The organism is Liquorilactobacillus ghanensis DSM 18630, assembly GCF_001435235.1.
GTDB lineage: Bacteria > Bacillota > Bacilli > Lactobacillales > Lactobacillaceae > Liquorilactobacillus > Liquorilactobacillus ghanensis.
The window spans coordinates 44690-56576 of record NZ_AZGB01000003.1 but is presented as its reverse complement, the minus strand read 5'-3'; the positions used below and the strand labels follow the sequence as shown (position 1 = coordinate 56576).

The 11887-nt window shown below is 40.8% G+C and carries 10 protein-coding genes; 4 read left to right on the top strand and 6 right to left on the bottom strand.

Annotated features, from left to right (window positions below; genetic code table 11):
• Positions 1–99: 99 nt before the first annotated feature.
• The 6 genes from nth to FC89_RS01180 form a co-directional block, all read right to left on the bottom strand.
• Positions 100–744, bottom strand: coding sequence for an endonuclease III (gene nth / locus FC89_RS01205; protein ID WP_057870724.1), 645 nt, complete (start codon positions 742–744; stop codon positions 100–102).
• The gene (locus FC89_RS01200; RefSeq protein WP_057870723.1) at positions 744–1478 is read right to left on the bottom strand and encodes a DnaD domain-containing protein; all 735 of its coding nucleotides are present in this window, start codon (positions 1476–1478) and stop codon (positions 744–746) included. Before FC89_RS01200 ends, nth begins: the two co-directional genes overlap by 1 nt.
• Positions 1479–1564: 86 nt before the next feature.
• Entirely contained in the window at positions 1565–2866 is a 1302-nt protein-coding gene (gene asnS, locus FC89_RS01195; protein ID WP_057870722.1) for an asparagine--tRNA ligase, read from the bottom strand.
• 12 nt (positions 2867–2878) lie between these two features.
• Positions 2879–4060, bottom strand: a complete 1182-nt coding sequence (locus tag FC89_RS01190; RefSeq protein WP_057870721.1) for a pyridoxal phosphate-dependent aminotransferase — start codon at positions 4058–4060, stop codon at positions 2879–2881.
• 23 nt (positions 4061–4083) lie between these two features.
• On the bottom strand, positions 4084–4581 hold the full coding sequence (locus FC89_RS01185; protein WP_057870720.1) for a cell wall elongation regulator TseB-like domain-containing protein: 498 nt from the start codon (positions 4579–4581) through the stop codon (positions 4084–4086).
• A gap of 87 nt (positions 4582–4668) precedes the next feature.
• Positions 4669–7452, bottom strand: a complete 2784-nt coding sequence (locus FC89_RS01180; protein ID WP_083485376.1) for a helicase C-terminal domain-containing protein — start codon at positions 7450–7452, stop codon at positions 4669–4671.
• A gap of 287 nt (positions 7453–7739) precedes the next feature.
• Here FC89_RS01180 and mvk point away from each other — a divergent pair, with 287 nt between their 5' ends.
• Genes mvk through fni form a run of 4 tightly spaced genes read left to right on the top strand, consistent with a single transcriptional unit; the run spans position 7740 to position 11843 of the window.
• Positions 7740–8711: a mevalonate kinase gene (mvk, locus tag FC89_RS01175; protein WP_157060624.1), complete on the top strand. Its 972-nt coding sequence runs from the start codon at positions 7740–7742 to the stop codon at positions 8709–8711.
• Complete coding sequence (gene mvaD / locus FC89_RS01170) at positions 8711–9685, top strand: diphosphomevalonate decarboxylase (RefSeq protein WP_057870719.1); 975 nt, start codon at positions 8711–8713, stop codon at positions 9683–9685. Before mvk ends, mvaD begins: the two co-directional genes overlap by 1 nt.
• Positions 9686–9713: 28 nt before the next feature.
• Positions 9714–10787 (top strand): phosphomevalonate kinase, encoded by a 1074-nt coding sequence (locus tag FC89_RS01165; protein WP_057870800.1) that lies wholly within the window; start codon positions 9714–9716, stop codon positions 10785–10787.
• Between the two features lie 27 nt (positions 10788–10814).
• A complete protein-coding gene (fni, locus tag FC89_RS01160; protein WP_157060623.1) occupies positions 10815–11843 on the top strand; it encodes a type 2 isopentenyl-diphosphate Delta-isomerase in 1029 nt (342 codons plus the stop codon).
• Positions 11844–11887: the final 44 nt, after the last annotated feature.

Sequence of the window (11887 nt, the reverse complement as noted above, 5' to 3'; positions counted from 1 at the left end):
GTTTTTTTACATTACATTTAGAATTGCCAATTGCTCAGTTTTGGTTGATAAACTAAAAAAAGCCCTACTTAGAGGGCTCATATAATTTCAGTTAAACTTCTATGCCTTAACTTGTTGTTGTCCAAAAGCACAAATTGATAGCAATGGACAGGTTTTACACAAGGGTTTGCGCGCCATACATTGATAACGTCCCCAAAAGATCATCCGATGGTGAGCGGCTATCCAAGATTCTGGTGCTAGTTTTTGTTTTAAAATTCGTTCAATTTCTCCAACATTGGCTGTTGCCGGTACCATTGCCAATCGACGTGCTACCCGTGAAACGTGGGTATCCACTGCTAGAGCTGGAATGTTAAAGCACTCAGCTAAAACTACATTAGCAGTTTTTTGGCCCACTCCCGGCAACTGCATTAATTCAGTTCGTGTTTGCGGGACCTGACCATTAAATTTACTAACCAAGCCTTGAGCACAGCCAATCAAATGCTTGGCTTTATTACGATAAAGACCAATCGTTTTAATCAAAGGAATCACTTCGGCTTCACTAGCAGCCGCTAGTGAAGCTGGATCTGGATATTGAGCAAATAACTGCGGCGTTAAACGATTAACTGCTTTATCAGTTGTCTGGGCACTTAAAATTACGGCCAATAAAAAATGAAATGGATTATCAGCAACCAATGAAGTGGCTGCGTTGGGAAAACGTTCTCCCATAACATCAATCGCCTGCTGTGTTTGAACAGCCGTTAACATTAATGATTGCCTCCTTTTAAATCATCCGAATGCGCCCAGCGTTTCAAAGGAATTTTCGGCTTGTGCTCATCCGGTGAACGATTTAAATTCATTTGCCGGTGTTTCAACTGCCTTTCCCGCTGCCGATCTTTTAATTGCTGAACTTGGGCTGCTGTTTTGATATTCTTCTTTTCCCAACTCAACAAAATTCGATCGATGTATTTTAAACTGTAAGCCTGACTGAGAACAGCTTCTCGTAATGCCAATAATATTAGTTCCGGTTGATAGTGGTCTTCTGAAAACCATTGTTCAATAGTTTCCATTTCAATGGGTGATAGAGTTCGGCCAAATTCTTTTTCAATCGCTTGAAATACCTCACTTTGATCAGTTGCCATTAATTGCTGATCAACCTGCTGATTCTTTTGTCGCTGGAGCCAAAACAGCTTTTCATACATTAAATCAAATTGATAAATGTCATGACTTTTGCCATCTTCATCAGTTACTGATTTAATTTCTAATAATTTCTTTTCAAAAAGTCGATGTAACAGCTGGTAAATCTGACTTGAATCACAATGCATATAACCCGCAATCTTATCAATTGCCGGAAATGAATCGCCCGCCTGAATTGAACTGCTTAATTCCAAAAACAATACCAATTCCTGCTCATTCATCCCCAACTGATGATAATTTTGCAGCAACAGATTTGCCACCGTCATATTACCGGCCCTTAGAAATTGCTGTAACGCTTTTTCCATCTGGTAGGCCTCCAATCTTCAGGTAATAAAAGCGCCAAGGTCGAAACGATCGACACCTGCCGCTTTCTAAAAGTATTAAAATTTCATCACGGATAAATTCGGTTCAGCAAACGTGGAAATGGAATCGACTCGCGAATATGTTCTTCACCAGTTATCCAAGTTATTGCTCGTTCCAGTCCCAAACCAAACCCCGCATGCGGTACACTTCCGTAGCGTCGTAAATCAAGATACCATTCATAGTCAGCTTCGTTCAAACCAGCTTTTTTAATCTGTTCCGTCAAATACTGTGGATCGACTGCTCTTTCCGAGCCGCCAATAATTTCCCCATAGCCTTCAGGAGCTAATAAGTCTGCACAAATGACAACATCATCACGTGTTGGATGTGGCTTCATGTAAAACGGTTTAATTGCTTTAGGGTAGTTCATTACGAAAACCGGTAACTGAAAATGTTCGGCCAAATAAGTTTCCTCAGGAGACCCGAAATCGACACCCCATTCTAAATCACCGAACTTGCCTGAATCCTGTAACATTTTAATTGCTTCATCATAAGAGATTCGCGGATATGGCAATTTAGTATACTTTTCCAAGACTTTTGGATCACGATTTAATAATTTAAGTTCATACTGGCAATTATCCAACACACCTTGAACCAGAAAAGCTACATAGCGTTCCTGAATCTCCAAGCTCTGTTCTTGGTGCATAAAAGCCATCTCCGGCTCGATCATCCAAAATTCAATCAGATGCCGCCGTGTCTTAGATTTTTCTGCTCGGAAAGTCGGGCCAAAAGAAAATACCTTGCCATAAGCCATTGCACCAGCTTCTTCATACAATTGACCTGATTGAGATAAATAAGCGTCACGATCAAAGTATTTGGTATGGAACAGCTCAGTGGTTCCTTCTGGTGCTGAACCGGTTAAAATCGGCGCATCAATCTTAATAAAGCCATTGCGGTTAAAAAATTCATAAGTTGCCCGAATCATTTCATTGCGAATTTTCATAATTGCAAACTGTTTTTTAGAGCGCAGCCATAAATGCCGATGATCCATCAAAAAGTCGACCCCATGTTCCTTAGGGGTAATCGGGTAATCTTCGCTGGCTCCAACCTTTTCAATTCCCGAAATTTCGATTTCATAACCAAAATGTGAGCGAGCATCCTCATGAATCGTGCCAGTAACGTAAAAGCTTTCTTCTTGGCGTAATTCTTTAGCCATTTTGAATAGTTCTTCGCCAACGACACTTTTGACAACTACTCCTTGAAAATAAGCAGTGCCATCACGCAACTGCAAAAAAGCAATTTTCCCGCTCGAACGCTTATTAGTTAACCAGACGCCAATTTTGACCTCCTGATCAACGTGATTTTTAGCGTCGATAATATTGATCGTATCCAACTTCTATTCCCCCTAGACGTACTGCTGCATAAATTCTTTAATCCGCTTAATCGCGGTTTGTAAACTTTCTAAATCTGTTGCATAACTTAAACGAATATGATCCGGCATTCCAAAACCAACACCCGCTACAACTGCTACATGAGCTTTGTCCAGTAGTGCAGCTGCAAATTCTTCGGTTGAAGTAAAACCAGCCAGCTTAACTGCAGCAGCCACCTTCGGGAATAAATAAAAAGCACCTTCTGGTTTCTGTGGCAATTCAAAACCTGGAATTGTAATTAATTCTGGATAAATCGTATTAAGCCGTTTTTCAAAAGCCTGTCGCATCGTTTCAACAACTGTTTGATCGCCAGTTAAAGCGGCTAAAGCAGCATACTGACTAACAGCCGCCAAGTTACTGGTTGCATGACTAATAATGATGTTCATCTTATCAATTATTTCTTGACTTGCCACTGTATAGCCGATCCGCCAGCCTGTCATAGCATAAGCTTTCGACAGTCCGCTAATCAAAATTGTTTGTTTTCTAATTGCTGCTGACAATTGAATCAACGACACAAACTGATGACCGTTATAAACTAATTTACCATACATATCATCAGCTAACAAAATAATATCATGTTCAACTGCCCATTCACCAATTGCTGTCAATTCAGCTTTAGAATAAACTAAGCCGCTGGGGTTTTGCGGTGAATTAATGATGACCGCCCGAGTATGTTCCGTTCGTGCTGCTTCTAATTCAGCAGCCGTTACTCGACCACCGGTTTGCGGTTTAACAAAAACCGGTTTAGCTTCAGCTAATTTAACCTGCTCACCATAACTGACCCAATATGGCAAAGGAATTAAAACTTCATCTCCAGCATCAAATAATGCCTGTGCTAATACGTATAATGAAAACTTGCCGCCAACTGTTACCGTAACTTGACTCGGTTGATAGCTGACACCAAAATCAGCTTGGAGCCGATCACAAATTGCCTGACGTAAAGGCAAGATACCATTGATAGGAGTATAAAAATCAGCCTTGCCTTCATTAATTGCTGTGACAGCTGCCGCTTTAATTGCTGCCGGAGTATGGAAATCCGGTTCACCAACTCCTAGATTAATTACATCAATACCAGCTGCCATCATCTGTTTGGCTTTGGCTGAGAGTGCTAAAGTTGCCGACGGTGAGGCTTGCAAAACTCTTTTAGCAAATTTCATTGGTAAATGCTCCTTTTATATCATCAGATATTTTGAATTGTTTTAACTAATGATCCATTCTTAAAACTAAGCAAAGTGTAGCACATCCGGCCATTCTTGTTTACATAAGTAACTTCCCAAACCGGACGTTTCTTCCATTTCCCCAAAGCTGTTTTAATAATTTTTTGGGGGTGTTCGCTGTTTTTGACAGTTTGCTGTGCCTGCTGGCTGGTAATTCCGCTTTTTCGCTGATAAATGTTAATATGACCACCCTTTTGGGCCACCATTACATAAACCGCTTGATTATCACGATTTTTCCCAGCAACTGTATAAAACGTCTGCTGGCGATTATACCAATAAAAAGCAGACGTAGATTTCAATTTGCCATACTTTTTAGCCATGGTGACCGCACTTTTTCGAGCATCATTCAACGGTGCTGCCGCCTGCCAGTAGATAATGCCAGCTCCGACAATCACTAAGACCAACAAAGCCCAAGCAATTGTTTTTGTCAACCTGCTTCGATGCTGATCAGCTCTTTTCATGAACGCCTCTCTTTTCCAAAAATTCTAATAAACTACTGCTCAATTATAGCAATAAACCACTTTTTTTTGAACCCGGCTGATTGATTTTCACCAAAACTTTGCTAATTCCTTAGAGATTTGGTCTGTCTTTAAGATCTGCAGCGGCATACTTTGCGGCAATGCCTGCTGTAATTGTTGTCCATATTTGCGAGTAACAATTCGGCTGTCCAAGACTATAACAACTCCGTGATCGTTAGGTGTTCGTATCAAGCGGCCGACCCCTTGTTGCAATCGTTGCATTGCTTCCGGCAATGAATAATCCCAAAAAGCTGATTGCTGTTGCTGCCGCAATTGTTTAAAGCGCAATTGATTCAGCGGCGTATCTGGTGAAGAAAAAGGAAGCTGAGCTATAATCAACTGTTCCAGCTGATCTTGCGGTAAATCAATACCTTCCCAAAAGGTTCCCGTTCCCAGTAAAACCATTTTTGAACCTAATGTAAAATTCTTGATGATTTTTTCATTACTGCCGGTAATTCCTTGTGCCAACAAGTGCCGCTTAAATCCAACTCCATTATCTTGCAGTGCCTGATAAACCGTTTCTAATGCTGCTTGCGAATTAAACAAGATCATTGTTTGCTTAGCCGGTGCACCCAAAAGAATTTGGGTTAAGGTTTTTATTAAATACTGTAGATAAGCTGTTCGTTGACTGACAACATCCGGGCCATCATTTCCAATCAAAGCAAGTGCCTGCTGCCGATAATCAAACAGATCCGGTAATTTAACAAACGGTGTCGTTGCAGGAAGATCCAACTGCTGATAAATAAATTGCTGATGTTTGCCTGGCAGCGTCAAGCTGGCACCGATAAAAATTGTCTGGGCAAAATTTTGATAAACTTGATTTTCTAAGAAATCGGCCGTCTGAAATGCACCAAACAAAGCATGCAGGTGCGCTGTTTGATGTGTTAACGGCAAACGTAATTTGAGGTAACCAGATGTTCCCCAGCTTTCAACTTGCGGTAAATCAAAATACTGCCAAGCTGTCAATTCTTGCAGCAGCTGCGTCAACCAATCACTCAAGTCAGCCACAAAGTTACTAGCTGTCGTATCGAGCCGCTGCCTGAATGCCGGTGTCTTAAATTTTGCTTGCAGTTTTAAAAATAATTCCAACAGTTGCTCTCCTGCTGCGGCAACTGCTTGAAAATCGTTAATGTTTTCTTTAATAAAGCCATAAATATCTTTTAATGAAATAAAATCTTCAAAAATTGCTGCGGTTGGTTTGGCTGGCAGTATAAACCGTTCGATGATTTTTCCACGAATTTCTGGAACGCGCTGATCGATCAAACGCACCAGCCGAATTAATTTATGCGCTTGCTGAACCGGCAGTAAACCTTGAGCAAGTAAATCTTTCAACGAAAAAGACTGCTGTGATTGCATCATTACCAGTAAAGTATCACTTTGAATCTTGATTTGATCAAAATCCAATTGCCGTTGACTTGCCAATAAGGCTGTTTGATTTAAATGCTGGGCCTCGTCAATAATTAAAAAACGCTGTTGATTTCCCAATTCGGCTGCATGCTGCAGCAAATAAGCATGATTGGTGACCACTAAATCAGCAGTTGTCAGTTGTTGCCGCTGGCGTCTCAGAAAATCATAGGGATAAAATACACTTTGTGGATTCAAACCAGACCAACCAGTATGACGAATCTGTTCAAAAAGCGGATCTTGATACTTAGTTAAATGCAATTCAGCCAAGTCACCCGTTTTTGTCGCTAACAGCCAAACTAAAATCCTTAACTGCAGCAAACGTGCTTGTCCAGTTTGTGGCTGCTTTAAAGAAGCTGAAAACTTAGCCAGATCCAAATAATGAAAACTGCCCTTAAAAACGGCAATATTAAAATTAAACGGTAATAACTGCTGCAGCAAGGGAACAACTTGATCAACCAGTTGATTTTGCAATGCCGTCGTTGCCGTGCTGACAACACAAGTCCGTTCATGCACCGCTTCATATAATGCCGGCACTAGATACCCCAAAGTCTTGCCTAAACCAGTTGGAGCTTCAACCAGTAATTTAGGCACCCGTTTTTCTAAAGCCTGATGGAGTTGATCCATCATTTCAGCTTGCGGCTGACGCCAATCCAACAACCCAGCAAATAATTTTTGCTTAGCCTGATCATCAGCAGGATAAACTGCTGTTCGTGGCTCGTTAGTTTGAAAACTGCTGCGGCGTAAAACCAAATTATCCACCTTAATCAAATAACTGGGCAGTGCAGCAATTTGCTTTTTTTGTTGCAGTACTTCAACAAAACAATCACCGGTTTGCCGTAAAAATGAATTTCGAAAATGACAAAGAAGCTTTAGAACCGGTATTGGCAGCTGAGCAATCATTCGCTGCAGCAATAAAAAAAGTTCAGCAGTAGCTGCTGCATCGCTATCAGCTTGATGCGGTCGTTCATGTGTCAAATTCAAATATGAACTTAAATAATTCAATTTGAAACTTGATAGTGTCGGCAGCAGTGTCTGACTTAATTGCACCGTATCAATTCCGGCCAAATCAAGCGAAGGATAGCCGATCCGCTCCAATTCCATATTCAAAAAGTTATAATCAAAATTAATATTATGCGCCACAAAAGTTGTATTTTGCAGTAATGCATAAATTGTTGGCGCAACATCTTCAAATAAAGGTGCTTTGCGCAATTGTTCCGGTTTTATTTTAGTTAGCTGTTGAATTTCTTGTGTTAAGGGCTGCTGCGGATTAACCAAAGTATTAAAAGTGTTAATAATCTGGTGATTTTTTAAAAAAACACAACTAAATTGAATTAACCGGCGCTGACCGTTTAATTCAGTTCCAGTTGTTTCCAAATCAACAACCGCATAAGTTATTCCTGATTTCATAATTATCTGCCTTTCCGAAAAAGGATCCAATCGTCATTTTATCATACTCAGCCAATTTAAAAAATTGCCTAATGATGACCAAATTCACCTTAAACTATCAATTACCCAGCCAGCTTTAAATCGCGACCAGCATTCAAGTAATCAGATACGTAAAAACAGCTAGTAAAAATCATTGTGCACTTCAAGCAGCTGCTATTAGTTTGTTTAAGATATATTTAGTTTTTAAATTCCATTTTTGTAGTATTATTATTATTGTGAAATTAAAAAAGGAAAAGGAGCTATCCGTTTTGGCTTCTAACAAAAATATAAAATCCGGTTTAGGACAAAGCCACGCTAAAATAATCTTGATTGGAGAACACTCAGTCGTTTATGGCAAGCCATCAATCGCATTGCCCTTGTCTGCAGTCAAAACTACTGCTCACATTACCTCGCTGGCAACAAAACAGATTTTAATCGAATGCCGTTATTTTTCAGGTGTTTTAACAGCGATGCCGGAAAGCATGCATGGTTTGCAGCATCTCATTAAATATATTCTGGAACAAAAATTGCTGACAACCAAATTAACTGCTGGAATAAAGATTAAAATAACCAGTCAGCTTCCAGAAGAACGTGGGATGGGTTCCTCTGCTGCGGTTGCAGTAGCTGTAACGCGAGCACTATATGACTATTTTAATCAATCGTTAAGTCAACAAGAATTATTAAAACTGGTCAATATTGCCGAAATTGATACCCATGGTAATCCCAGCGGCTTAGATGCGGCAACCTCTGCCAGTTCCCAGCCAATTTGGATGATAAAGGGAAAGCAACTGATAACCATCCCGATTAAGTTAGATGCTTGGCTTTTAATCTGCGATAGCGGTATTAAAGGTAAAACCGGCGAAGCAGTAGCCAGTGTTAAGCAGCGCCTGCATGATTATCCAGAAGAAACCAAAAAATTATTAACCAAGTTGGAAAAAGCGGCTTTAGTTGCACGAACTCAATTAGAAAACAATGATGTTACCGGCTTAGGTAAAACATTTTCAGCAGCTCAACAAGCTTTAGCAGCCTTGGGTGTCAGCAGCCCCCGGTTGGATAATCTGATAAAATTAAGTTTGCATTATGGTTCTTTAGGAAGCAAATTGACTGGTGGTGGCCGCGGTGGTTGTTTTATCTGTCTGATGCCGACTGAAGCAGCGGCACAAAAAGCAGCCCAGCTTTTAAAACAAGCAGGCGCAGCAGATTATTGGATTCAACCGCTATCTTCAAAGGAGAATTTATAATGACTAGTCAAAAAGCAAGTGCCCGCGCACATACAAACATTGCCTTAATTAAATATTGGGGAAAAAAAGATCAGCAATTGATACTGCCGATGAATGGCAGTTTATCACTTACGCTGGATCATTTTTACACAGATACTACGGTTGAATTTAATTCAGCATTTACAGAAGATACTTTCTATTTAAATCAAAAAAAACTTGACGCTATCAAAGTCAGTCCCTTTTTAGATCTTGTGCGCCAATTAAATCCCCAAGCCGGATATGCTCATGTTATTTCAAAAAATCATGTTCCCAATGCTGCCGGCTTGGCTTCTTCGGCTTCAGCTTTTGCTGCTTTAGCACTGGCAGCCAGTACTGCTGCCGGTTTAAAGCTTTCACGCCGCGACTTATCTCGTTTAGCACGCCGTGGATCCGGTTCTGCAACTCGCTCGATCTATGGCGGCTTTGTTGAATGGCTGCCGGGAACCTCTGATCAAGATTCATACGCTGTCCCTATTGACGAAAAAGTTGATTGGGATATTGAAATGTTGGCAATTATTATTGATCGAAAACAAAAGAAGGTTTCCAGTCGTGAAGGAATGCAGCGAGTGGTTGCCACCTCACCTTTTTATCCAGCGTGGGTAAAAAGCACTAATACAGATTTAATAGCCGCTGTCAAAGCCGTCAAGCAGCATAATTTAAAACTGCTGGGACAATTAGCTGAGTCGAATGCTTTACGGATGCATGCCTTGAATCTCAGCGCTCGGCCACCTTTTTCTTATTTCGAACCACAAAGTCTGGTGGCAATGAATATAATTGAAAAGTTGCGTTCACAGGGGGTTTGCTGTTATTATACATTAGATGCCGGACCAAACGTAAAAGTCATTTGTTCAACAGCTGAAAGCCGCCAAATTATTAGCGCGCTCTCAGCTGCCTTTGCGCCCGAACAAATTATTGAAGCTTTTCCAGGCCCAGGTGCTAAACTTATTGAATGTTAAAAACTATTTGTCGAAGGGACATGATTTTTTGATTACGGTCAAAGCTCCGGGAAAACTCTACATAGCTGGTGAATACGCTGTTGTGGAAACCGGTTATCCTGCAATCCTAGTGGCACTTAACCAATTCGTGACGGTCACGGTGCAAGAAAGTAATGATTACGGTTCGATCTATTCCAAACAATATCAAGAAAATTCACTGTTTTGGAAACGCGAAGGCAACAATATGGTCTTCGATAACCGTGATAATCCATTCCATTATATTTTATCAGCGATTCGCTTAACTGAAAGCTACGCTCAATTACTGGGCAAACAAATGAAATGCTATCATTTAAAAATCGATAGCGAACTAGACAGTCCTGATGGCAAGAAGTATGGTTTAGGCAGCTCAGCGGCAGTAACCGTTGCAACAATCAAAGCCCTTTGCCGTTTCTATCAACTGTCGATAAGCAAAGATCAGCTATTTAAATTAGCTGCTATTGCTCATCTTGATATCCAGGGAAACGGTTCTTTAGGTGATATTGCTGCCAGCGTTTATGGCGGTTGGATCGCCTACCGTTCATTCGATCGAAAATGGCTGCGCAGTGCTCGCCATCAATTATCATTGAAAAAATTGATCAGTGTTGCCTGGCCGCAATTACAAATTGAATTACTGACACCGCCAAAGAATTTGAAATTACTGATCGGTTGGACCGGATCACCCGCATCAACCTCACATCTGGTTGATGCTGTTGGTGTCAAAATCGCAGAAAACAAGGCTGGCTACCAGCATTTTCTGCATGAAAGCAAAGCTTGTCTAAAACGAATGATCAAAGGCTTTCAAAGTCAAAGTTTGCTATTGATTCAAAAAGAAATTCGTTATAATCGCAAATTGTTGCAGACGCTTGGCAATCTTAGCAATGTTCAAATTGAAACTCCCCTTCTTCGCCAACTTTGTGAATCAGCCGAACAAAGTCATGGTGCAGCCAAAACATCTGGTGCTGGTGGCGGTGATTGCGGAATAGTTGTAATTGAGCAACAGATCGATACCCATGATTTACTGGATTCTTGGGAAAAAGCCGGCATTGAACAGTTGGATCTGCATGTTCATCAAGTAATTGATTAAATTGCATTTTTAGAAAGGATGAGTTTGGTGTATATTCAACACTCCCACCGTAAAGATGAGCACGTTTTTTTAGCAGAAAAATTCTATCAAGCTCATACGGCTAATGGATTAGCTGAGATCCGCCTTATTCCCAATAACCTACCCGAAATTTCTGTAACAGAAGTTGATTTATCAACAACTTTGGCTGGAAAAAAAATAGCCGTACCTTTTTTTATTAATGCTATGTCGGGCGGTAGTCCAGCAACCGGCAAACTAAATCAACGCTTAGCTGCTGCTGCTGCACAAACAAAAATTCCGATGGCAACCGGTTCACAAAGTATTGCCTTGCAGTTTCCGCAAGCTGAAACCAGTTTTAAAGTCGTCCGGCAAACAATGCCGCAGGGACTGGTAATTGGCAACATTGGTGCCAACCACAATTTGGCTGACGCTCAAGCTGCCGTCGACATGCTGCAAGCTGATTTATTGGAAATCCATCTCAATGCCGCGCAAGAAATTGTTATGACTGAAGGTGACCGCCAATTTTATTGGAAAGATAATTTGCAAGAAATTGTTGCTGGACTTTCGGTACCGGTAATTGTTAAGGAAGTTGGTTTTGGCATTGCGCCAGCAACTTTGCGGCAGTTACGAAAGCTTGGCGTCCGAAACGTCGATCTTTCTGGGCACGGTGGAACTAATTTTGCTAAAATTGAAAATCAGCGCCGTCGACAAAAAGACTTCGCACTGCTGAATAATTTTGGTTTGACAACAGCAGAAACTTTACTAGCCAGTCAAAGTCTAGCTGCTGATTTTTCTTTCACCGCTTCTGGCGGAATCCGTGATGCCTTGGATATTATTAAATGCTTAATTTTAGGCGCAGATAATGTTGGCATTTCCGGTCTGTTTTTGCATACTTTAATTAAAGAAGATGTGGATGGACTAATCAACTTGATTGAAAAGCTAAAAGAGCAATTGAAAAGCTTGATGGCTTTACTGGGATGTGCCAATATATCTCAGCTACGACAGCTTCCATACTTGCTTTCACCAGAATTACTTAATTTTAAACAACAATTAAAATAAACTAAAACACCAGCTGATTTTCGTCCAGCTGGTGTTTTTATTCT